Source organism: Empedobacter stercoris, assembly GCF_025244765.1.
GTDB lineage: Bacteria > Bacteroidota > Bacteroidia > Flavobacteriales > Weeksellaceae > Empedobacter > Empedobacter stercoris.
Window position 1 is genome coordinate 1,965,845 of record NZ_CP104209.1, and the last position, 22,454, is coordinate 1,988,298.

Here is a 22,454-nt window from a genome sequence, read left to right on the forward strand (position 1 = left end):
AATTTAGATAAATTTTTTAATTAGTTTGTGTTTATAGTTCGTCTTTTTTGTTCCAAAGCAGGCGATTGTTTTTGATTTGTTGATTCGCGTTTTTCAGGAGCCATTTGTTCTGCTTTTTTAGCATCATTTTTCTTTTCAGTTTTCGTTGTACTTTTTGATTTTACAGGAGTTTTTTTATCCTGAGCAGATAAAGTTACAACAGCCATTAAACTTGCTAATACTAGTAATTTTTTCATTTTTTAATTTTTTTCAATTAGTGTTAAATAAAGATTTAGTTAAAAATAATAAAAAATTTTAAATGATTAGAATATAATTACTTAATATTTTAATTCTTTGCTTAATAATTTTCCAGTTGATTCATAAGCCGAAGCAATTCGTCCATATTCCATAACAAAATCATTTTTTCCAGAAGTTCCTTTTATTTTATCTGTTTTTATAGATAATAAAATGTGAGAAGGATTTGCAGTTTCAATAAAATGAAGAGTTGTACTCAATTTTGCTGGTTCTATCGCAATTCCCGCATGATAACCTGGGTAAATCCATTCCGAATTGATGATTAAGGTATATTTAGCAGAAGAATTTTTTACAAAATTTATTTTTTTTGATTTTGTTGTTCCTTTTATAAATTTATCTAAATAAGTAGAATTTTTGTTTTCATTCCAATCTGCCAGCCATTCTTTCCAATAACTTTCACCTCTTTTTGGATTGTCCAATACATCTTTTTCTCGTTTTTCTAAATATTCAGTTTCAGTTTTATTTTCATTATAAAACTTCACATTGTCAAAAACAAGTTCGACATTGATTTCTTTTTGATCGCTTAGAAAATTTGTGTTTCCAGATAAAATTTGAAATTTTTGTCCAAAAGATAAAATGCTTAGCATTAAGCAAATAGTCAATACATAATTCTTCATAGTGTATTAATTTTAGTAAAAATATAAATATTCTTTAAATTGTTTTTGATAACTCTGAATACGAAAATTTATTGTTTATAAATAGTTTGTAAGTAATAGAAAATATTTTATAAAAAGAGTGGTCAAAACGTTTGGTATACTACTTTTGTCTTAACAAATTTTAACAATATTGTATGAAAGTTTTAAACTCTAAATGAATTGTATTTGTTACTTTTAGAGGAAATTTGAATCAATTATATAAACATTAATTTCAACGAAATTTTGGATATACAACAACTAAACCTACAAATAGAGGCAAAAAGCGAAAGCATTGCAAGGTTAACAACGGAAATTAATAAAACGATTATTGGACAAGAAAAAATGATTGAAAGTCTATTAATCGGATTACTTGGAAATGGACATGTTTTATTAGAAGGAGTGCCAGGATTAGCAAAGACTTTAGCGATTAAAACGTTATCTGAAGCTGTAGATGGTTCTTTTTCTCGTATTCAGTTTACTCCCGATTTATTACCTGCAGATGTTGTTGGTACTTTAATATATAACGTAAAAGAAAACGATTTTCGAATAAAAAAAGGGCCGATTTTCGCCAATTTTGTATTAGCTGATGAGATTAACCGTTCGCCAGCAAAAGTACAATCTGCATTATTAGAAGCGATGCAAGAACGTCAAGTTACGATTGGAGACGAAACGTATCCTTTGCAAAAACCTTTCTTGGTTTTGGCTACTCAAAATCCAGTGGAACAAGAAGGAACTTATCCCTTACCAGAAGCGCAAGTTGACCGTTTTATGATCAAAACGGTGATTACTTATCCAGAATTTGAAGCAGAACGCTTGATTTTGAGAAATTCGATTAATCAAACTTTTCCAAAAATAGAGAAGGTTATTTCTGTTCAAGAATTATTGGATGCGCGCGAAATGGTGAAACAAGTTTACATGGACGAAAAGATAGAAAAATATATTTTGGATATTATCTTCGCTACTCGTTTTCCAGAAAAAGTGGGATTAGAAAAATTGGTACCAATGATTTCATTTGGTTCTTCTCCTCGTGGATCAATCAATTTGGCGCAAGCTTCAAAAGTGTATGCATTTTTGCGCAAACGTGCTTACGTTATTCCAGATGATGTACGTGCAATGGCTAAAGATGTGTTGCGTCATCGTATCGGAATTAGCTACGAAGCAGAAGCAGAAAATGTTTCGCCAGAAGAAATTATCGACAATATCCTAAATGTTGTTCCAGTTCCTTAAATCTATTCTAAATCTTTTAAACATTGGATGCAAAAGAAATCATCAAACGTGTAAAACGTATTGAGCTAAAAAGCAAGCGCAAAGCGAGCAACCTTTTTATGGGGGAATACCAAAGTTCATTCAAAGGAAGAGGTATGATTTTTAGCGAAATTCGTCCTTATCAATATGGTGATGATGTTCGTAATATTGATTGGAATAAAACGGCACGATACAACGAACCTTATGTAAAAGTTTTTGAAGAAGAACGCGAGTTAACCATGTTTTTATTGGTTGATGTTTCAAATTCTGGAAACTTCGGAACGCGAAAACAAATTAAAATGGAAACAATTGCTGAATTGAGTGCAACATTAGCTTTTTCGGCAATTACCTATAATGATAAAGTAGGTTTGATCTTATATTCGGATCAAGTCGAAAAATTTATTCCACCCAAAAAAGGAAAACAACATGTATTGCGTTTGGTGAGAGAAATTGTTTCTTACGAACCAAAAAGCAAAAAAACAGATTTGTCTGTGACATTAGAAACTTTTATGAATTTAGTTCGTCGAAAATCGAATGTTTTTATTTTGTCAGATTTTATTGATTCTTCTGATTACGAAAAAGCATTGCGAATTGTGGCAAAAAAGCATGATGTAACGGGAATCCGTGTTTACGACGAAAAAGAACAATCTTTTCCTGATATTGGTTTGGTCCATGTACAAGATAATGAAACAGGAGAAATCCGTTTGATTGATACTTCATCTAAGAAATTGCGTCAACAATATGCACAATATTATTACGATTTAGATCGACGCTATCAATCTATTTTCAAAAAAAATCATTCGGGTGCAATTAGTATTCGTACCGACGAAGATTATGTTCGCCCATTGTTAAACTACTTTAAAAGTCATAAAGCCTAATGAAGAATTTATTGCTTTTAGTCAGTTTTTTTATCTTAAACTTTTCATTTGCGCAAGAAATTATGCCCAAATTGGATCGCACAACGTTTAAAGTTGGCGAACCAATTCAATATGAAATAAAAATAGATTTCAAAAAAGGAGATAAAATTGTTTTCCCTACCATTTCAGATTCCTTAAATTATCACATCGAGGTTTTAGATCAAAAAATTGATACGGTAAAAACAGAAGGAAAATCTGAAATTGTTCAGCAGTTAGAATTGACAGGTTTTGAAGCAGGAAAATTTACTATTCCATCTTTTATCATTCAAAAAAATGACAAAGATTTAACCACAAAACAACTTGAAATTGAAATTCAAGATGTTGAAGTTGACACAACTAAAAATGCTATTTTTCCAATTAAACCAGTCATGGAAGAAGAATATTCTATTCGTGATTATTGGAATAAGTATTGGTTGTATGGAATTATTGCGTTCATATTATTTATAATTGCTGCAGTTTTATTAATCTTATATATTCGTGCCAAGTCAAAACTTTCTGGTGATAAACTATATAAAACGCCTTATGATGAAGCAAAAGCAAGTTTGAAAGCGTTAGATGCAAAAAAATATTTGAAACGTGGTGAACAAAAAGAATATTACACACAATTATCATTTATTGTTAGACGATATTTAGGAAGAGTATATAATTTTTCTGCTTTAGAAATTTTGTCTGATGATTTGGTGAAATATATTGCAACAAAACAGGATGTTTTACCAGATGATGTTCAAAAATTTAAACAATTTTTGTTCGATGCAGACTTGGTGAAATTTGCCAAACAAGAGTTTGATGATTCTACAAATAATATGCACCGAAATTGGGTAGATGAATTTGTAGAGCGTATAAAACCAATAGAAATACCTGAAAATGAAGATCTAAATAAAGATCAAGTGACAGGCGAAAAATATAAACAGTTTAATAACAATTAGGAATGCTAAATTTTGAGTTTCAAAATCCTTGGATCTTACTCTTATTACTTGCTTTACCTTTCTTTATTTTTAGAGAAATTCGTAAAACGAGTCAGAAAAAAGCATCCTTAAAATTACCATCACTAAAAGCATTTGGTGGTGCGAAAAGTTCGTTAGCAACATACAAACCTATTTTATTTTTGATGCGAATAATTGCGATGGCCTTATGCATTGTAGCATTAGCTCGTCCACGTTATGTTGATGTGACTACAAAAATAAAATCTGATGAAGGTGTTGATATCTTATTAACAGTTGATACATCGTTGAGTATGTTAGCACGCGATTTGAAACCAGATCGATTAACAGCGCTAAAAGATGTTGCAAAAGATTTTTCACTTGGAAGAAAAACAGACCGAATTGGTTTAGTCGAATATTCTGGAGAAGCCTTAACACGTGTTCCGCTTACAACCGATCGTGATGTATTAACACAAGAAATTGAGATGTTACATTCGGGCAGTTTGGCTGATGGAACAGCTATTGGAATTGGTTTAGCAACAGCAGTTAATCACCTTAAAAATAGTAAAGCAAAATCGAAAGTAATCATATTGATTACAGACGGTGTCGAGTCGATTAATCCTTCGGGAGATTTGATGTATGTATCACCAAGACAAGCAGCTGATATCGCCAAAGATAAAGGAATAAAAGTGTATACTATTGGTATCGGAACAAACGGATTGGCACCTATGCCAATTGGTTACGATATGTTGGGCGATTATGTATTTGAGATGCGTCCTGTACAAATTGACGAAAAATTGTTGGAAGAAGTTGCTGATAAAACGGGAGGTTTATATTTCCGAGCGACCAATAATGAAAGTCTTAAAAATATTTATCAAGAAATTGATAAACTCGAAAAAACAGAAATTAACGAAGTCAAATATTATAACTATACCGAATTGTTTGCTCGCTTTTTATTGCCAGCATTTATTATTTTGGTATTAGAAGCTATTTTGCGAAGAACCTTTTTTAAAGAATTAATCTAATGCAGTGGGGAGAATTACATAATATTTGGTTGATGATTTTATTGTTTATCGTTATTTTTTTATCGATAACAGTATTTCAATGGCGCGAACGTGTAAAGAAAACATTTGCTGATAAAGAATTATTTCCATTTGTTTTTCCAATCACTTCTTCTAAACGTTATGGTTTTAAAATTGTCGTTTTTTGTGTCGCTTTATTTTTGATGGTTATCGCGTTGATGGATCCGCTTTACGGTGAAAAAGAAGTACAAGTAAAACGGGAAGGCATTGATATGGTTTTCTTATTGGATCTTTCTTCAAGTATGAATGCGCAAGATGTAGCACCTTCTCGATTAGAAAAAGCAACGAAGTTAATCACCGAAACACTTGGACAGTTAGGCGGAGATAGAGCTTCTTTGGTTGCTTTTGCAGCGAATGCGTATACGATTTCTCCGTTGACAAATGATTATGCTGCGATCGAAAGTTATTTGCAAAATGTTAATACAGAGTTAATTTCGAGCCAAGGAACAAATTATCTGAATGCGATTCAAGAAGCTGCAAAAACATTCAAAGCTTCGGCGAATACAAGTAAATTAATTGTATTAATTTCTGATGGAGAAGACAATGAAAATACCGTTAATCAAGCATCTAAAATTGCAAAAGACAACGGGATACATATTGTTACAATTGGTGTGGGAACAGATAAGGGTGCACCAATCCCGATGTACTATAATGGCTACGCCGAAGACTATAAAAAGGACGAAACAGGCTCTACAGTAATCACAAAATTAGAAGATAAAAATCTTCGCGAATTAGCACAAGATACAAACGGAACGTATATTCATCTGGATAATACACAAGATGCTTTATCTGCTCTATCAATGTATAAAGCTCGATTAGATAAAAACGAAATAGCAAATGCTACAACAAGAGATATGAATCACATTTATCAATGGTTTTTAGCGGTTGCGGTGTGTTTACTTTTTGTGGAATTATTAACATCTGAATATAAGATTTTTAACAAAAAGAAATAGTAAGTTTGTATGGTAAAATGATGTATTTTTTAAAACAAATAGGATTTTTAGGAATAATGCTTTTATCCGTTTTTGGTTATAGTCAATCGAAAACGAAAAGCTACATTATTGAAGGAAATGAGTATTATCAAAAAGGAAAATTTGATAATGCAGAAGTTGCCTACAAAAAAGCTTCGATGGAAGATCCAACTTCTGTCAAAGCAAATTATAATTTAGGAAACGCTTTGTTTCAACAAAAACGCTACAAAGAAAGTATTGCTCATTACAAGCGTTCTGCAGAAGTTTCTAAAACGAAGAATGATAAACATCTTGCTTATCATAATTTAGGAAATGCATTTATGCAAGAAAAAGATTATCAAAATGCGGTTGATAATTATAAAAAAGCCCTTAAAAATGATCCAAAAGATGATGCCACACGTTACAATTACGCCTTAGCAAAAAAAATGTTAGAAAAGGAACGTGAGAAACAAAAAGATCAAAATAACAAGGACAATAAAGATCAGAATAAGCAAGATCAAAACGATCAACAAAAACAGCAACAGAATAAACAGAACCAACAAAACCAAAATAAGCAGCAGCAAAATCAGAATCAAGCACAAAATCAACAATCTGATCAGCAAAAACAGCAAAATGAGGAAGGAAATCCGAAAGCTGGCGGCGAAAATGGAAATAATAAAGGACAAGGAAATAATTCGTCTCCAGAAATAACACAAGGAAATAATGGAGATGGAAAAGAACAAGATAATGCAAAGAATAATTTGAGTGATGGTTTACTAAAAGCATTGCAAAATCAAGAAGCTAAAACGCAACGAAGAATTATTCAGCAAAAAGCAGAAAAACAACGAACAACAACATCTAAGGATTGGTAATGACAACGGCAAGAGTTTTAAATAGTTTTTTAGTGTTTGCCCTAACGTCTATTACAGCGTTAGCACAACAAATTACTTTTAAATCTGATGCAGATAAAACGCAGGTCAGTTTAGGAGAAGCATTTAGTGTGGGCTTTTTTATCGAATCTAATACCGATAGTTATACGATTGATCAACCAATGAAATATCCTCCGCACAAAGGATTACAAATTGTTGGAGAACAACGTTCTCAAAACGTGTCGTATATAAATGGTCGAGGAATAATAGAAGATGGAATTATCTTAGCTTTTGTAGCAGAAAAAGAGGGGAAATATAGAGTTGGAGCTGCAAAAATTGTCATTAATGGGAAAACGTATACATCAAAACCTGTTGATGTTGTTGTAAAAGGAACTGGATTAACCCACAATAATTATAGAAGTAATACTTCGCAACCTGTTTTTTTACAAAGTAAAGTTTCGAAAACAAATCCTTATGTTAACGAACAAGTTAGTTTATCGGTAAAATTATATGCAAAAGATTTGTCATACTTAAACCGTAAACAGAATTTTAGACAAGGTAATTTAGATGGTTTAAGCCCTAAAATTGTTAAAAGTTCTCCAGAAAATATCAAACAAGAAATAGTTGCGGGTAAACAATATTTTTCTGAAGAAGTTGCACGTTATTATGTATTTCCTCAGAAACCAGGAAAAATAGAAATTGATCCGTTTTCAGTTGATGTCGTATTGCCTACAACCTATGGAGCAGAAGCGGTAGAAGTGCGTAGTAATCCAGTTGTAATTAACGCTAAAGAATTACCAGAAAATGGTCGTCCAAAGAATTTTAGCGGTGCAGTTGGGCAATTTAAAATGAATGCTTCAGTTGATAAAAAAGAAGTTTCAACGAATGAAAGTATAAATTTTGATATTGAAATTGTTGGAACAGGAAACTTCAATACAATCAATTTACCTGAAATCAATGCACCTAAAAACGTAGAAAAATTTGCACCTAAAAAACGTGATGCCTACAAAACTTACGATACGGGAATGAAAGGAAAGGTAGCTGAACAAACTGTTCTTGTTCCAAATTATGGTGGAGAATATACAATCTCACCAGTTGAATTTAGTTATTTTGATCCTGCAAAAGAAAAATATATCACGTTAAAATCTGACTCAATTCAACTAAATGTTTCAGGTTCTAAAAATGCAGACTCTACCAAAACTCTAACATCAAACAAAACATCAGACTCTACAATTTTAGAAAAATTTGATGAAATTAAAAACGATGTTAAAGAAGGAAAAAGTGGCTGGTTGTGGTTAACTGGAGGTGTGATTATTTTAAGTGCAGGAGGTTTATTTTTGATGAAAAATAAAAATAATTCAACAGAAAAAGAAAAATCAGAACCAAAAGTAAAACCAATCAACGAACAGAAAAATTTCGAAGCTTTTCAACCCAAAATAGAAACACAAAAATTCACATTGGTAGAAAAACCAATAATCAATTCTAATCAAATTTCAGCTGAATTAGAAGAACTGAAGCAGAAAATAAAAGCAGAAGATCAAAAAGATTTTTATCAATTACAAGAAAATATTTTGTGTAATGTGGCGATGAAAAATACGAATACAGATTTAGCTAATTTTTCGGATGAAATTATTGCTGAAAAATTACTGAAAAATGGTGTAAGTGAACTTGCTGTTGAACAATGGACTTTGTTGTTGAATAACGCTAGACAAGCTAAGTATGCTTATGGTGGCCTGAATCAAAATTTAGACGAAGTTTTCGAAGCAACACGAAATGTAGCAGAAGAATTGATGCGAAAATAAATTTCAAATTTTTTAGATCATAAAAGGGATAATCTCAATTTTTGAGTTGTCCCTTTTATTTTACAATTCATCCACAATATTTAACAGCTCATCAACATATAATTTCAAAATTAATTGGTAGTTAAGAACTTTGATTCAACAAATTAAAACACACCAATTATGAAAACAATCTTCTTAACTATCGCAACATTATTTTCAATATCAGCTTTTGCACAAAATAAATTTGAATCAGATTTGAGTACTATTTTAGTCGAATGGAACAAAGGAAATCATTCTTCAGAAGCTAATTTTAAGCAATTAATCAACGACTATCCGAATGAATGGTTACCAAAATATTACTTGTCTTTATCTGAAATCCTAAAAACGTTTGAATCGAATGACGCAGATTATAACGAAAAAATTTTATCACAAGTAAAAATTCAATTAGATGATTTATTGAAAAGTAATCCTTTAAATACAGAGATTTTAAACTTAAAAGCCTTGTATTTAACAGCAGAAATTGTGCAGAATCCAATGCAGAATGGAGCTGTTTATTATGGCGAAGTTTTACAAATCTATCAAAAATCGTTGGCATTAAATCCGACAAATCCACGTTCTGTTTTAGGATTGGCAGAGTTTAATATCAATTCGGCAAAGTACAGTGGAATGGATATTACACAAGATTGCAAAAATGTAAAAAAATCTTTAGCTTTATTTGATGCTGAAAAACCAAAGAATAACGAACCAAAATGGGGTAAAAATCGTGCGCAAAACTTGTTGAATAATGAATGTAAAACTGTACAATAATGATAGCTTTAGTAGCACAGTTTATTCACGAAATTATTTTTTTGGTTGATTAATTTAATTGCTTGATATGAATAGTGATGTAAAAAAAATAATTTTTGTATTAATACTGATGATTTATTCATTAGTGTCAATTAAGAATGAAGTTATTGGAAATAATATTATTAGATATTTAGCTTTAGGATTGATTATTTACAAATTTGTAAAAGGTATAATCGTTTCAGATAAAAAATTGATTCTACGAAATACGCTAATTCTGTTTATTGTGAATATTTTGATTTATAGCATTATTTTTTTAACATCTCCTAATATTACGATGAATCAATTTTTTCATCCCGAAGCGTTAAAATATTTTATTGGTTATTTTTCTTTCAGTATTGCGGCATCGTTTGTAAACACTAGTGTTTACAAACGATTTCAAAAAAAATGATAAACAAATAGATAATCCTAAGAGTGAGATTTGGAAATATTTTGTTCAATCAATTGTTTTTACTCAATTACTTTATTTTGTTTTTGTAAACTTTGACAATCTATTTTTCATTAAAAAAGTATTTTATAGTCATTGGATAAATTATTTTTTAGTTGGAATTATAACAATTATATTCTTGTTATTCTTCTATTTTCTTGAGCGAAGACGTTACAAATTAGAAACTAAAATATTTCTTGAATCAACAAAAGCCGAAACGGCTACCGCAAATTTCGAAACCTTAAAAAATCAATTAGATCCTCATTTTCTTTTTAATAGTTTGAATGTTTTAACAGGTTTAATTGAAGAAAATCCAGCTAATGCAATTGATTTTACAACGTCGCTTTCTAAGATTTATCGCTATGTTTTAGAACAAAAAGACAAAGAAGTTGTTCCGATTCAAGAAGAAATAAATTTTGCAAAAACGTATGTTAAGTTACTCAAATTGCGTTTTGAGAATAGCATTGATTTTGAAATTGAACAAACAACTTTCTTTGAAAACGAATTTATTGTTCCGCTTTCTTTGCAGATTTTATTAGAAAATACGATTAAACATAATGTGGTTTCGGAACAAAAACCATTAAAAATAAAAATTTATAAAAGAGATGATTCATTAATTGTAGAAAATTCTTTTCAACCCAAAGATTCTATCAAAGAATCGACAAGAATTGGACTGAAGAATATTATTAACCGATACCAACTAATCTCAAATCGAGAAGTGAATATTGAAAAAAATCAAGAAGTTTTTCAAGTTCAACTTCCTATTTTAACTCAAAATGTGAATACTGAACTAACATAAAAAAACGGATGAAAATACTAATTATAGAAGACGAAAAGCCTGCAGCGCGTTTGTTGAAAAGACGTGTAGAAAAATTGGGTTATCAAATTCATGAAATGCTACATTCTGTTGAAGAAAGTGTTGCTTGGTTGAAGGCAAATCCGCATCCAGACTTAATTTTTTTGGATATACAATTGTCAGATGGTTTGTCCTTTGATATTTTTAATCAAGTTAAACTCTCTTCCTCTATAATTTTCACAACAGCTTATGACGAATATGTATTGAAAGCGTTTAAATTAAATTCGGTTGATTATTTGTTGAAACCTGTTGATGAAGAGGAATTGAAGTTTGCAATTGAAAAATTTGAAAAACAATTTCAGCAAGCATCTTCAAGTTTTAATCTAAATGAATTGAAAAATTTTTTTTCAAATAATCAAACAGAAAAATTTAAAGAACGTTTTTCGATTAAAATCGGAACTTCCATAAAAATTATAGAAACCGAAAACATCGAGTGTTTCTTTAGTGAGAACAAAGCTACTTACATACATACAAAAGACAATCGTAATTATGTAATTGATTTTTCTTTAGAAAAAGTAGAAGATCAACTCGATCCAAAGAAATTTTTTAGGATTAATCGTGGTCAGATCATTCATATCGATTCGATAAAAGAAATAACAATGTATTCTAACTCAAGATTAAAAATAGTTTTAAATACTTATAACGAATTGGATTTGATAGTGAGTCGAGAAAAAGTAACTGATTTTAAAAATTGGTTAGAATAATAAAAATTCTTTATTTTGTAGACAAATTAACATCTAAAAAAATAGAATGAATAATATTGTTTCTTTTTTCGAAAAACTTTCTATTAGTGAGATCGGAACCACATTTGCGGTACTTTTTGCAGTTATTGATATTCTGGGAAGTATTCCGATTATTGTAGGAATTCGAAGTAAAGTGGGACATATACAATCGGAGAAAGCTACGATTGCAGCTGGTATTTTATTGATTTCTTTTCTATTTTTTGGAACCAAAATTTTAAAATTAGTAGGTGTTGATGTTCAGTCGTTTGCTATTGCTGGTGCTTTTGTGATTTTTATCATCGCGTTGGAACTGATACTGGGAATTGAAATACAGAAAGGCGTCGAATCTAACTCTGCATCTATTGTCCCTATTGCGTTTCCGTTGGTAGCAGGAGCTGGATCATTGACAACAGTTTTGTCGCTTCGTTCGCAGTATGCAGATATTAACATTGTGATAGCTATTATTTTAAATATGTTAATCGTATATTTGGTGCTGAAATTTGCAGGTAAACTCGAAAAATGGTTGGGACCTGGAGTTTTATCGGTACTGAAAAAAGTATTTGGAGTGATATTATTGTCAATTGCAATCAAATTATTTACCTCAAATATCGGTGCTTTGTTTATGAATGAAATTAATATTTAAAAATTCATTATCTAATGAAAACATATATTTATATCGCAACAATTGTTTTGTTGATAGGATTAGGTTATAACCTATATGAGATGGATTATAAAGCTGGATTGATGGCTGAAGCTAACTTTCGTAGTGTTTTAGGAATTGGAGCTTCTGTTTGTGGATTAATTTTAGTATCTGTTTATTTTAGCTTTTTCCGCTTACAAGCAAATCTTAAGAAGTAAACTATTTATCTGTAGAAATAAAATAAAAAAGATTAACCCGAAAAGGTTAATCTTTTTTTGTTTGTATTGCTTCGTTCAACTTTTCTAATAATATTTTGACAGAATTTTCAATCACTTCAAAAGGTTGATGTTTAGATGAAGTATAAATCATCACCATATCGATCGAATATTGTTCTGAAGTTTGAATTAATAATTTATTTAATCGATAAGCTTCTTTTGCACGACGCTTCAAAAGATTTCGATCTACTGCGTGTTTAAATTTTTTCTTCGAAACACTCACTCCTACTCGAATATCATACTCTTCTTTTGGCTTGATTTTGTAGACAAATCTGATGGGATGAGAAACAAATGTTTTTCCATCAGAAAACAATTCATCGAATGCTTTTCTGCTTTTAAGTTTCTCATTCTTACCAAAAGTCAATTTCATATTGCTAAATTCTACGTAAATTTGTACTTGCAAAAGTAAGTATTCTAAAAAGTTTTAGAATTATGTAACTTTGAAAATAATTTATTTTTATTAAAACAAAAAAAAGAAGAATATGTATCCAGCAGAAATAGTAATGCCGATGAAGGCTCAGTTAACTTCTAATGGTTTCGAAGATTTAACTACTCCAGAACAAGTAGAAGCAGCAATCAAACAAGAAGGGACAACTTTGGTAATGGTAAACAGTGTTTGTGGTTGTGCTGCAGGTGCTGCACGCCCGGGTGTTGTCATGTCATTGAATAATGAAAAAGTTCCAACACATTTAACAACAGTTTTCGCAGGATTTGATAAAGATGCTGTAGCAAAAGCGCGTGAGTTTTTTGCACCATTCCCTCCAAGTTCTCCTGCAGTAGCTTTGTTCAAAGATGGTGAATTAGTTCATATGTTAGAGCGTCATCATATCGAAGGACACTCTGCAGATGCTATTGCAGAAAATTTAAAAGCTGCCTATAACGAGTTTGCTTAATACGATATAAATCATATTAGGATTTATTTAACCCATAATCATTGTGATTATGGGTTTTTTATTTTTTTTTGTTAATTATTTTGAAATTGTAATATAATTGTTTAGTTTTATTCCATATTAAACAGAAATAACACTAAAAATTAATAATTATGAAGAAAATTTTTACGCTTTTATCTATTGCAGCATTAACAACATCGTACGCTCAAACATTGAAATTAGAAAAAGTAGCAGAAGGATTACCAAAAGCATCTTCTCAAGCTCCAGTTCACAAAGCGAACGAGCAAACACTTATCCAATATAAGGATGGAGAAAATTTCTCTGATTCGACACCTGTTTGTGATGGCGCTATTAATCATGATTCTAGATTTTTTAAATTGTCAGATTATGGAATTACAGGAGCTTTCACTGTAACTAAAGTTGATTTCGTAGCTTCATCTCTTGCAAAAACAGCAGTTTGGGCAGAAGTAGTGACAGTAGCTCCTGGTACAAATATTAAAGCTGCTGAAATACCAGGTTCAGCACTTACATTAACAGATGCTTATGGGTCTATTACGACAGTTGGAGGTGAAAATAATTGGGAATCTATTCCATTAATGGAAACAGTTGAAATTCCTGCAGGAGTTGATTTTGGAGTTGCAGTAGCTTATGTATTTGAAAGAAATATTTGGTTTGGTAATAACGAAGGTGGAGAAACAGCACCATCATATATTGGTTGGCCAGACTCTGAATGTGTAAATGATGATGGAGCAAGTACAGTAGCTTCAGTTGGTTTCCCAGTTAGTTGGATTATGAATGTAACAGGAAATGTAGAAGGTTTAGGTACTGTTGAGTTAGGATCTAATAAATTAGCTGTATATCCAAACCCAGCAACAACAGAAGTTAACGTTAAATTAGAAGGATCTAAAGTTGCAGACGTTACAGTTGCTGATGTAACAGGACGTGTAATTCCAGTAAGCTTCTCTAAAGATGGTAAAGTTGATACATCAAGATTAGCTGCAGGAGTTTACTTCTTAAGAGTTAAAGATGACAAAGGAGTAACAAGAATCCAAAAAATCATCAAAAAATAATTTTTGATAACAAATTTTTATACAATTATAGAAAAGTGGAGCAATTTGTTCCACTTTTTTTATGTTCAAAATTCTTTCAAAAAGATGTTTTATAAATTATAATTCTAAGAAAAGTACAAATCCCTGAATTAACATCATAACATAAATTATATCATATCATATTGATTGCTAAACCAATGAAAGAGAGAAAAATGTATTGAAATTATCAGTAAATTAGCATTTCGAAATATATTATACATTATTTAATAAACAAATGAGAATAGCAGTCGTAGGCGCTACCGGAATGGTCGGCAGAGTTATGCTCCAAGTTTTGGAAGAAAGAAATTTTCCAATCACTGAAATTATACCAGTAGCATCAGAAAGATCAATAGGAAAAACTATTGAATACAAAGGAAAAGAATACAAAATTGTATCAATGCAGGATGCTGTAGAAATGCGACCAGATATCGCAGTTTTTTCGGCAGGTGGAGAAACTTCCAAACAGTGGGCGCCTAAGTTTGCAGAAGTTGGGATAACTGTAATTGATAATTCATCGGCCTGGAGAATGGACCCTAATTGTCCGTTAGTTGTACCAGAAATAAATGCAGATATTTTAACACCAAACGATAAAATTATCGCAAATCCTAACTGTTCTACAATTCAGTTGGTAATGATTTTAAATCCTTTGCACAAAAAATACGGAATTAAGCGTGTCGTTGTTTCTACTTATCAATCGGTTACAGGAACTGGTAAAGATGCCGTAGAGCAATTGAATGGTGAAATTGAAGGTCGTGATGTAACAAAAGTATATCCTTATCAAATTTTCAAAAATGCGCTACCACATTGTGATGTTTTTGATGAAGAAACAGGTTATACAAAAGAAGAATTAAAATTAACGAGAGAACCTCGTAAAATTATGCGTGTTGATGAGATGAATATCACAGCAACTGCAGTTCGTGTTCCTGTACAAGGAGGACATTCGGAGTCTGTAAACATCGAGTTTGAAAATGATTTTGATTTAGCAGAAGTTCGTAAACTGTTAGCAGAACAAGATGGTGTAACGGTACAAGATAATCCTGATACAAATACTTATCCAATGGCCTTCTATTCGGAGGGGAAAGATGATGTTTTTGTAGGACGTATTCGTCGCGATTTATCCCAACCCAATACACTAAATTGTTGGATTGTTGCCGATAATTTACGTAAAGGTGCTGCAACAAATGCAGTTCAAATTGCCGAATATTTAGTAAGAAAGAATTTAGTTGGATAATAATAAATTAGAACTATTCTATAATAAAAGAAAATCTGATATAGCATATTATATCAGATTTTTTTATGTAATAAAATGTATTTTTGAATATAATTGAAAACAATATAATATATGAAAAAAACATTTACAATTTTATTTTTAAATATTTTAATTTTTAATTTTGCGCAAACTTTAGATCCACCAAAATTTTCACATGAAAGTGGATTTTATGATAAAGATTTTAATTTAGAATTATCTCATTCAGACCCTAATGTTAAAATTGTTTATACAATAGATTCTTCAGAACCAGATATTAATAATTTAGAAGGGAGAACCTATAAATATAAAAAACAATATCCTCAGTATCCACATGATACTCCTTTTGAATTCTTTGAAAATTCTCTAAAATCAAATTTATACTTAAATTCAATTGAGGTATATGACAGATCGAATGAAGAGAATAGAATTTCTAATATCTCAACTTCTTTCCAAAAAGATCAGTATTTTCCAACGGAAAAAATGGATAAAAGCTTTGTAGTAAGAGTTAAAGCCTATAAAGACGATAATTCATATTCAGAAACTATTACCAATGTATATTTTATCAATAAAACGTATACTTTACCTATTGCTAGTATTAATGTGAATGATGATGCTTTATTTGGATATGAAAATGGATTATTTGTAGCAGGAAAAAAGTTTGATGATTGGAGATTAACTAATTCTACTGATATAGCAGGATCATGGACTACTGCAAATTATTGGAATTCAGGGTCTACTTCTGAAGTTCCTGTTAATTTTATTTACTTAGCTGACCAAACTGTAAAAATTAATCAAACAGTAGGAGTAAGAAATCATGGAAATGGCTCAAGACATTTAAAAAATAGATCACATCGCATTTATGCTAAATCTGACTATGGAAAAAAAGACTTAAAGTATAATTTTTTTAGCGATTATGATATTGATACATTCAAACGATTAATTTTAAGAAATTCAGGACAGGATACATATAGTACTTTATTTAGAGATGCTTTTGTACAGAAATTGAATGAGCATTTGAATTTTGATACGCAAAACTATCAGCCTGTATTAAGCTTTGTTAATGGAGAATTTTATGGTATTTATAATTTAAGAGAACGTTATGATGAAAAATATTTAGAAGAGATCTATGGAATTAAAGAAAAAGATATTGATTATATAGAACAAACTTCTATTGTTGAAGCTTCTATAGGTGATCTTAAATTTTATAATGAAACTCTTGATTTTTTTAAAAATAATGATATATCAATTAATAATAATTATCAAAGAGGTATTACCTACGTAGATGAAATAAATTTTTCAGATTATCATATAGCACAAATTTTTGCAGCTAATTATGATTGGCCATATAATAATAACGAATTTTTTAGAAAAAGAATTAATTATACGCCAGATGCTATTTATGGACAAGACGGAAGATTCAGATGGTTAATGAAAGATCTTGATATAAGTTTTAATGGAGATCAAGATTGGGTACCCAATTCGTATAAGCATAATACACTACAACAAGCAATATCTTCGATTAATCACGGAGGTGAGATATATGAAAATCATATATTGATAGGATTATTAGAGAATGAAAATTTTAAAAATTATTTTATTAATCGCTTTGCTGATTTATTAAATACAACATATAAAAAAGAACATGTTATTGAATTAATCGATTTAATGCAAAATAATATTCGTCAAGAAATGCCTCAAAATATTAGTCGTTGGAATTTAATTAATTCAATAGAGGATTGGGACAAAAATATTGAAATAATGAGAGAGTTTTCTCGTTTAAGGCCACATTATCAAATAGAACACTTATCTGAATTCTTTAAATTAAATGGAACTTATAACTTAAAAACTGAAACTAACAATATATCTCAAGGATTTGTAAAAGTTAATACAATTGAAATTAATAATTCTACTATAGGAATTGGAGATGATTATCAAACGTGGTCTGGAAAATATTTTCAAAAGGTTCCGTTGGTTGTTGAAGCAATAGCTTTACCTGGATATAAATTTTCGCATTGGGAAGGAGATATAAGTTCGACAGATCAGAAAATTACTATCAACTCTGAAAAAGATGTCTATGTTAAAGCTATTTTTGAAAAAACGTTAGGAGTAGGCGATTTAGATAAAGTTGATTTTATACTATTTCCGAATCCAGTACAAGATATATTAAATATAGCTTCAAGTTCTAAAAGTAAAATTGAATATAAGATATCAAATATTATTGGACAAATAGTTGAACATAACTCAACCAATAATCAAAAAATTGATGTAAGTAAACTTAAACAAGGTGTTTACATTATCCAATTAACTCAAGATAATAAAAGAACAACGAAAAAATTCATAAAAAAATAGTTTATAAAGTCGCTTATTCAGCGACTTTTTTTATGTTTAATGAATAAGTTTTCAGAACTTTAACAAAGTTTTTACGTTAATAAAACAACCATAAACGTAATTTACGCATCTAAATAGTAAGAAAGAAAGGGATTTTGGACGAGAAACAACTGATAAAAGCTTGTATCAACAATGATTCGAAAGCACAAAGGCTGCTTTACGAAAAATACGATGCGCTTTTTTTTGCAGTTTGTAAACGTTATTTTACAGATATACAACAAGCGGAAGATGCTTTGGTAAAAGGCTTTTTGAAGATATTTCAAAATCTTAAAAGTTATTCGTTTGAAGGTAGTTTTGAAGGTTGGATGAGACGAATTATGATCAACGAATGTCTGATGGAATTGCGAAAAAATAAAATTTTTCATCTCAATGTAGACGATTACTCCTCTTCTATTTCATCCAATCAGGAGGCTTCGCAACAAATAGAGGAAGATGATGTGATGAAACTCCTCGATTATTTGCCCGATGGCTGTCGTCTCGTGTTTACCCTCTACGTTATTGAGGGATATAAGCACAAAGAAATTGCTGAAAATTTAGGTATTACAGAAGGTACATCGAAATCGCAACTCAATTTAGCGAAAACGAAATTAAAGGAAATGTTAAGTAAGAATGAACATATAAAATCAAATTTATCGTGAACACAAATGATCCAATAGAAGATTTATTCCGATCAAAAAGTAACGAAACTGTCGGTGAAAAACCGAGAGATTTGGTTTGGAAACGTATTGAGTTTGGTTTACAGAACGAAGAAAAGAAAAAGAAACCTATACGCGAATTTATTTCCAGCGTTTGGTTTTCAGCTGCTGTTTTTGCATTAATTGCGATTCCTTATTTTGTACTTTTTATCGAAAATATTAATTCAGAAAACAGAAAAAATTCGCTTCAAGTTGTACAAACAAATGTGCCAGTTATAGAAAAATCCTCAATTGAAGAAGAAATAACAATTGTTGATTCGAAAGATAAAATAGTAGAAGAATCGATTGAAATTGTTAAAAATAAGAAAGTAACGAAACAACCGACATACAAAATCATCGAAGAGAAAACCGTAGGAACAATTGCAAATGAAAATTATTTACAAGATTATTCACTTGTTTCTGCGCCAACAATTGAAGCTCCTTTATCTGCACCACAAGCAATGGAAACTCGTTCTCAAGTTTTGGATTCGATTGAAAATCAGGGGCAATTTGCAAAAGCGAATTTGAATAAGATTTCAAAGGATTCTATTATTTCTGATCGATTCGGTGGTAAAGTTTCTGGAGTTGTTGCTGCTAACGGTGTAAAAAGACAGATTACAAAACAAAAAGATACTTCGGAAGTGATGAAAATGACTGTTGTGGCAGAAGATAGAATAAGTAACACTACTTTGGAAACAGCTCCAGTTTTGGAAGTTTCTCCAAAGAAATCAATGGTTAATAAATCAATAATTATTTATAAACCATTAAAGTTTACGGTAAAGTCGGATATTCTTCGGACAAATTTTAAATTGTTGAATGTTTCAACATCATCAAAATTAGTGTTTGAAAGTTCTACAAATAGTGTGATGATAACTTTCCAAAAAGTGAAAGATAAAATTACGTTGACAACAAATCAACCCAAAATGGATGCAGTTTTATTAGGAATATTAGAAAAGAATAAAAAAGAAATTTTTGAATATTATTCAAAACCAAAATAAGAAATAAAGGTTCGCAATGCGAACCTTTATTTCTTATTTCCATATAAACGTATTGCGTTTTCTTTGTCTTGATTCATGGCAGCAATTAATTCGTCAAGCGAATTAAATTTCTTTTCATCTCTTAATCTTTCTAAAAATTCGAGGCGAATAGTTTCTCCATAAATCGTTTGATCAAAATCCAAAATATTCACTTCTACTCGATGTTCTCTCGTATTTGTTACTGTTTCTCTAAATCCGATGCTCAATAAACCTAAATATTTTTGATTATCCACAAAAACATCAACTGCATAAACGCCATCTTTTGGAATTAATTTATTGGGATCAACTTGTAAATTAGCTGTAGGAAAACCAAGTGTACGCCCAATTTTATCTCCATGAACAACTTTTCCAGATAGCGGATAATTGTAATTTAATGCTTTGTTCGCATACGAGATGTTTCCTTCGATAAGTGCATTTCTAATTTTTGTAGAACTTACCGCCACATCATTTTCTTCAACAGCTTTTAGTTGAATCAAATTGAAACCATATTCTTTCGAAAGAACTTGTAATTGCTCAAAATTTCCTTCTCTATTTTTCCCGAAATGATGATCGTAACCAATCACTAATGTATCAATATGCAATTGATCAACAAGAAAATTTTTGACAAATTCTACCGAAGTAACTTGTGAGAATTCTTTTGTAAACGCTTGAATAATCAAATGTTCTAACCCAAATTGACGCAAAACATTTTCTTTTTCTTCTAAAGTGTTCAAAAATTTAAGATCACAATTTGGCTGTAAAACCATTCGAGGATGTGGATTAAACGTAATCAAAACACTTTCTCCATCAATTTTTTTTGCAATTGTATTGAGTTGTTTTAGAATAGATTGATGACCAATGTGTGCACCATCAAACATGCCCAAAGTAAGGACAGGACGTTTGATAGATTTGATTTCTTCTAAGGATTGATAAACGTTCACTAAAAATGATTTTGCACAAAATTAAGGCTTTCAAATCGAACTTCAAATCTATTTTTAATTTCCTTTGATTGTAATGTTTTGATTATTAATCAAAATATTATGACAAAAATCTTAAAAAGTATACAAATAATACAATGTTTTTAACTTACCTTTGCACCCAAATAAAATAAACTAAATCATTTCATATAATGGCAAATCAAAAGAAAGGTAAGATTGCACAGGTTATTGGACCTGTAATTGACGTTATTTTTGATAACGCAGAAGGCCTTCCAAATATTTATGATGCATTAGAGGTTCCTCGTCAAGGAAAAGAAACATTAATCCTTGAAGTTGAGCAGCACATCGGTGAAGATACTGTACGTTGTATCGCAATGGATAGTTCTGATGGTTTACAAAGAGGTCAAGAGGTTATCGCATTAGGTAAACCAATTATGGTTCCAATTGGTGAGAATATCAAAGGACGTGTATTTAATGTAGTAGGAGATGCTATTGATGGTTTAGAAAATTTAGATAAAGATAACGGTTTACCTATTCACCGTCCTGCTCCAAAATTCGAAGAATTATCAACATCTGCAGAAGTTTTATTCACAGGTATTAAAGTAATTGACTTAGTTGAGCCTTACGTAAAAGGAGGTAAAATTGGATTATTTGGTGGTGCCGGAGTAGGTAAAACAGTATTAATTCAGGAGTTAATGAACAACATCGCTAAAGGACACGGAGGTTTATCTGTATTCGCAGGTGTTGGAGAACGTACTCGTGAAGGAAATGACTTAATGCGTGAGATGATCGAAGCTGGATTAATTAATTACGGTGAAGAATTCATGCAATCAATGGAAGGTGGATCTTGGGATTTATCTAAAGTTGACCACGAAAATATGAAAGAGTCTAAAGCTGCTTTCGTTTTCGGACAAATGAACGAACCTCCAGGTGCACGTGCTCGTGTTGCTTTAACAGGTTTAACATTAGCTGAATATTTCCGTGATGGTGATGGACAAGGTCAAGGACGTGACGTATTATTCTTCGTAGATAATATCTTCCGTTTTACACAAGCAGGTTCTGAGGTTTCTGCCTTATTAGGTCGTATGCCATCTGCCGTAGGTTATCAACCAACATTAGCAACTGAGATGGGGGCTATGCAAGAGCGTATTACATCTACTAAAAACGGATCTATTACTTCTGTACAAGCTGTATATGTACCTGCCGATGACTTAACTGACCCTGCGCCAGCTACAACTTTCGCGCACTTAGATGCTACAACGGTATTAGATCGTAAAATTGCTTCATTAGGTATTTACCCAGCGGTAGATCCATTGAACTCTACTTCTCGTATCTTAACACCAACAATTCTTGGAAAAGAACATTACGAAACAGCTCAACGTGTAAAAGAAATCTTACAACGTTACAACGCTTTACAAGATATCATCGCGATCTTAGGTATGGAAGAGTTATCAGAAGAGGATAAATTAGTTGTACACCGTGCACGTCGTATCCAACGTTTCTTATCTCAACCATTCCATGTTGCAGAACAGTTTACAGGTATCCCAGGTGTATTAGTTGATATCAAAGATACAATCAAAGGATTTAACATGATCTTAGATGGTGAAGTTGACCAATATCCTGAGGCTGCATTCAACTTACGTGGTACAATCGAAGAAGCGATTGAGGCTGGAGAAAAAATGTTAGCAGAAGTTAAATAATATTTTTATATAACAATATAGAAGAGTGCTTACGTTTCTTTTACTCTAAAAGTTA

At 30.9% G+C, this 22,454-nt stretch carries 24 protein-coding genes; 20 read left to right on the forward strand and 4 right to left on the reverse strand.

What is annotated here, in order from left to right; translation table 11 throughout:
• Positions 1–20: 20 nt before the first annotated feature.
• Together NZD85_RS09295 and NZD85_RS09300 are read right to left on the reverse strand one after the other, a co-directional pair.
• On the reverse strand, positions 21–236 hold the full coding sequence (locus tag NZD85_RS09295) for a hypothetical protein (RefSeq protein WP_171623406.1): 216 nt from the start codon (positions 234–236) through the stop codon (positions 21–23).
• An 81-nt stretch (positions 237–317) separates the two neighbouring features.
• A complete protein-coding gene (locus tag NZD85_RS09300; protein ID WP_171623407.1) occupies positions 318–911 on the reverse strand; it encodes a hypothetical protein in 594 nt (197 codons plus the stop codon).
• Between the two features lie 243 nt (positions 912–1,154).
• Between NZD85_RS09300 and NZD85_RS09305 the strand changes: the two genes are divergently transcribed.
• The 13 genes from NZD85_RS09305 to NZD85_RS09365 all read left to right on the forward strand — a co-directional run bounded on the left by NZD85_RS09305 (position 1,155) and on the right by NZD85_RS09365 (position 12,399).
• Complete coding sequence (locus NZD85_RS09305; protein ID WP_375781348.1) at positions 1,155–2,156, forward strand: AAA family ATPase; 1,002 nt, start codon at positions 1,155–1,157, stop codon at positions 2,154–2,156.
• 23 nt (positions 2,157–2,179) lie between these two features.
• On the forward strand, positions 2,180–3,052 hold the full coding sequence (locus tag NZD85_RS09310; protein ID WP_171623409.1) for a DUF58 domain-containing protein: 873 nt from the start codon (positions 2,180–2,182) through the stop codon (positions 3,050–3,052).
• Positions 3,052–4,017, forward strand: a complete 966-nt coding sequence (locus tag NZD85_RS09315; RefSeq protein ID WP_260541561.1) for a BatD family protein — start codon at positions 3,052–3,054, stop codon at positions 4,015–4,017. Before NZD85_RS09310 ends, NZD85_RS09315 begins: the two co-directional genes overlap by 1 nt.
• A 2-nt stretch (positions 4,018–4,019) precedes the next feature.
• Positions 4,020–5,036: a vWA domain-containing protein gene (locus tag NZD85_RS09320; protein ID WP_225542633.1), complete on the forward strand. Its 1,017-nt coding sequence runs from the start codon at positions 4,020–4,022 to the stop codon at positions 5,034–5,036.
• Positions 5,036–6,046 (forward strand): vWA domain-containing protein, encoded by a 1,011-nt coding sequence (locus NZD85_RS09325; RefSeq protein WP_260541563.1) that lies wholly within the window; start codon positions 5,036–5,038, stop codon positions 6,044–6,046. Before NZD85_RS09320 ends, NZD85_RS09325 begins: the two co-directional genes overlap by 1 nt.
• Positions 6,047–6,063: 17 nt before the next feature.
• The gene (locus NZD85_RS09330; RefSeq protein WP_171623413.1) at positions 6,064–6,915 is read left to right on the forward strand and encodes a tetratricopeptide repeat protein; all 852 of its coding nucleotides are present in this window, start codon (positions 6,064–6,066) and stop codon (positions 6,913–6,915) included.
• The gene (locus NZD85_RS09335; RefSeq protein WP_225542630.1) at positions 6,915–8,714 is read left to right on the forward strand and encodes a BatD family protein; all 1,800 of its coding nucleotides are present in this window, start codon (positions 6,915–6,917) and stop codon (positions 8,712–8,714) included. The genes NZD85_RS09330 and NZD85_RS09335 overlap by 1 nt, the downstream gene beginning before the upstream one ends.
• A 159-nt stretch (positions 8,715–8,873) precedes the next feature.
• Positions 8,874–9,500, forward strand: a complete 627-nt coding sequence (locus NZD85_RS09340) for a tetratricopeptide repeat protein (RefSeq protein ID WP_260541565.1) — start codon at positions 8,874–8,876, stop codon at positions 9,498–9,500.
• A gap of 67 nt (positions 9,501–9,567) precedes the next feature.
• A complete protein-coding gene (locus NZD85_RS09345) occupies positions 9,568–9,927 on the forward strand; it encodes a hypothetical protein (RefSeq protein ID WP_260541566.1) in 360 nt (119 codons plus the stop codon).
• Positions 9,899–10,762 carry a sensor histidine kinase gene (locus NZD85_RS09350; protein ID WP_260541567.1) on the forward strand — a complete coding sequence of 288 codons (864 nt, stop codon included), beginning with the start codon at positions 9,899–9,901 and terminating at the stop codon, positions 10,760–10,762. The genes NZD85_RS09345 and NZD85_RS09350 overlap by 29 nt, the downstream gene beginning before the upstream one ends.
• A gap of 8 nt (positions 10,763–10,770) precedes the next feature.
• The gene (locus NZD85_RS09355; protein ID WP_260541569.1) at positions 10,771–11,523 is read left to right on the forward strand and encodes a LytR/AlgR family response regulator transcription factor; all 753 of its coding nucleotides are present in this window, start codon (positions 10,771–10,773) and stop codon (positions 11,521–11,523) included.
• 46 nt (positions 11,524–11,569) lie between these two features.
• Entirely contained in the window at positions 11,570–12,184 is a 615-nt protein-coding gene (locus tag NZD85_RS09360; protein ID WP_171623415.1) for a MarC family protein, read from the forward strand.
• Between the two features lie 14 nt (positions 12,185–12,198).
• Complete coding sequence (locus NZD85_RS09365) at positions 12,199–12,399, forward strand: hypothetical protein (protein WP_171623416.1); 201 nt, start codon at positions 12,199–12,201, stop codon at positions 12,397–12,399.
• A gap of 46 nt (positions 12,400–12,445) precedes the next feature.
• Here NZD85_RS09365 and rnpA read toward each other — a convergent pair whose 3' ends face one another.
• On the reverse strand, positions 12,446–12,826 hold the full coding sequence (gene rnpA / locus NZD85_RS09370) for a ribonuclease P protein component (RefSeq protein WP_260541571.1): 381 nt from the start codon (positions 12,824–12,826) through the stop codon (positions 12,446–12,448).
• 112 nt (positions 12,827–12,938) lie between these two features.
• Between rnpA and NZD85_RS09375 the strand changes: the two genes are divergently transcribed.
• From NZD85_RS09375 to NZD85_RS09400, 6 genes are all read left to right on the forward strand, one after another.
• The gene (locus NZD85_RS09375; protein WP_171623418.1) at positions 12,939–13,349 is read left to right on the forward strand and encodes a BrxA/BrxB family bacilliredoxin; all 411 of its coding nucleotides are present in this window, start codon (positions 12,939–12,941) and stop codon (positions 13,347–13,349) included.
• Between the two features lie 149 nt (positions 13,350–13,498).
• A complete protein-coding gene (locus NZD85_RS09380; protein ID WP_260541572.1) occupies positions 13,499–14,416 on the forward strand; it encodes a T9SS type A sorting domain-containing protein in 918 nt (305 codons plus the stop codon).
• 253 nt (positions 14,417–14,669) lie between these two features.
• The gene (locus tag NZD85_RS09385; RefSeq protein WP_260541573.1) at positions 14,670–15,665 is read left to right on the forward strand and encodes an aspartate-semialdehyde dehydrogenase; all 996 of its coding nucleotides are present in this window, start codon (positions 14,670–14,672) and stop codon (positions 15,663–15,665) included.
• A 111-nt stretch (positions 15,666–15,776) separates the two neighbouring features.
• On the forward strand, positions 15,777–18,032 hold the full coding sequence (locus NZD85_RS09390; protein ID WP_260541574.1) for a CotH kinase family protein: 2,256 nt from the start codon (positions 15,777–15,779) through the stop codon (positions 18,030–18,032).
• 134 nt (positions 18,033–18,166) lie between these two features.
• Positions 18,167–18,709 (forward strand): RNA polymerase sigma factor, encoded by a 543-nt coding sequence (locus NZD85_RS09395; protein ID WP_188319404.1) that lies wholly within the window; start codon positions 18,167–18,169, stop codon positions 18,707–18,709.
• Positions 18,706–19,743, forward strand: coding sequence for a hypothetical protein (locus NZD85_RS09400; protein WP_260541575.1), 1,038 nt, complete (start codon positions 18,706–18,708; stop codon positions 19,741–19,743). Before NZD85_RS09395 ends, NZD85_RS09400 begins: the two co-directional genes overlap by 4 nt.
• A gap of 26 nt (positions 19,744–19,769) precedes the next feature.
• Here the strand turns inward: NZD85_RS09400 and NZD85_RS09405 are convergent, their stop codons facing one another.
• On the reverse strand, positions 19,770–20,702 hold the full coding sequence (locus NZD85_RS09405; protein WP_260541577.1) for a bifunctional riboflavin kinase/FAD synthetase: 933 nt from the start codon (positions 20,700–20,702) through the stop codon (positions 19,770–19,772).
• Positions 20,703–20,890: 188 nt separating this feature from the next.
• On the opposite strand from NZD85_RS09405, the gene atpD reads away from it, so the two are divergent.
• Positions 20,891–22,399, forward strand: a complete 1,509-nt coding sequence (gene atpD, locus NZD85_RS09410; RefSeq protein ID WP_188319401.1) for a F0F1 ATP synthase subunit beta — start codon at positions 20,891–20,893, stop codon at positions 22,397–22,399.
• Positions 22,400–22,454: the final 55 nt, after the last annotated feature.

Bases quoted from the DNA above. Each gene is read 5' to 3' on its own strand.
- NZD85_RS09380 (WP_260541572.1), top strand. From the start codon at position 13,499: ATGAAGAAAATTTTTACGCTTTTATCTATTGCAGCATTAACAACATCG.
- NZD85_RS09320 (WP_225542633.1), top strand. From the start codon at position 4,020: ATGCTAAATTTTGAGTTTCAAAATCCTTGGATCTTACTCTTATTACTT.
- NZD85_RS09330 (WP_171623413.1), top strand. From the start codon at position 6,064: ATGATGTATTTTTTAAAACAAATAGGATTTTTAGGAATAATGCTTTTA.
- NZD85_RS09390 (WP_260541574.1), top strand. From the start codon at position 15,777: ATGAAAAAAACATTTACAATTTTATTTTTAAATATTTTAATTTTTAAT.
- NZD85_RS09355 (WP_260541569.1), top strand. From the start codon at position 10,771: ATGAAAATACTAATTATAGAAGACGAAAAGCCTGCAGCGCGTTTGTTG.
- NZD85_RS09360 (WP_171623415.1), top strand. From the start codon at position 11,570: ATGAATAATATTGTTTCTTTTTTCGAAAAACTTTCTATTAGTGAGATC.
- NZD85_RS09325 (WP_260541563.1), top strand. From the start codon at position 5,036: ATGCAGTGGGGAGAATTACATAATATTTGGTTGATGATTTTATTGTTT.
- rnpA (WP_260541571.1), bottom strand. From the start codon at position 12,826: ATGAAATTGACTTTTGGTAAGAATGAGAAACTTAAAAGCAGAAAAGCA.
- NZD85_RS09335 (WP_225542630.1), top strand. From the start codon at position 6,915: ATGACAACGGCAAGAGTTTTAAATAGTTTTTTAGTGTTTGCCCTAACG.
- NZD85_RS09385 (WP_260541573.1), top strand. From the start codon at position 14,670: ATGAGAATAGCAGTCGTAGGCGCTACCGGAATGGTCGGCAGAGTTATG.
- NZD85_RS09345 (WP_260541566.1), top strand. From the start codon at position 9,568: ATGAATAGTGATGTAAAAAAAATAATTTTTGTATTAATACTGATGATT.
- NZD85_RS09375 (WP_171623418.1), top strand. From the start codon at position 12,939: ATGTATCCAGCAGAAATAGTAATGCCGATGAAGGCTCAGTTAACTTCT.
- NZD85_RS09315 (WP_260541561.1), top strand. From the start codon at position 3,052: ATGAAGAATTTATTGCTTTTAGTCAGTTTTTTTATCTTAAACTTTTCA.
- NZD85_RS09340 (WP_260541565.1), top strand. From the start codon at position 8,874: ATGAAAACAATCTTCTTAACTATCGCAACATTATTTTCAATATCAGCT.
- NZD85_RS09365 (WP_171623416.1), top strand. From the start codon at position 12,199: ATGAAAACATATATTTATATCGCAACAATTGTTTTGTTGATAGGATTA.
- NZD85_RS09300 (WP_171623407.1), bottom strand. From the start codon at position 911: ATGAAGAATTATGTATTGACTATTTGCTTAATGCTAAGCATTTTATCT.
- NZD85_RS09295 (WP_171623406.1), bottom strand. From the start codon at position 236: ATGAAAAAATTACTAGTATTAGCAAGTTTAATGGCTGTTGTAACTTTA.
- atpD (WP_188319401.1), top strand. From the start codon at position 20,891: ATGGCAAATCAAAAGAAAGGTAAGATTGCACAGGTTATTGGACCTGTA.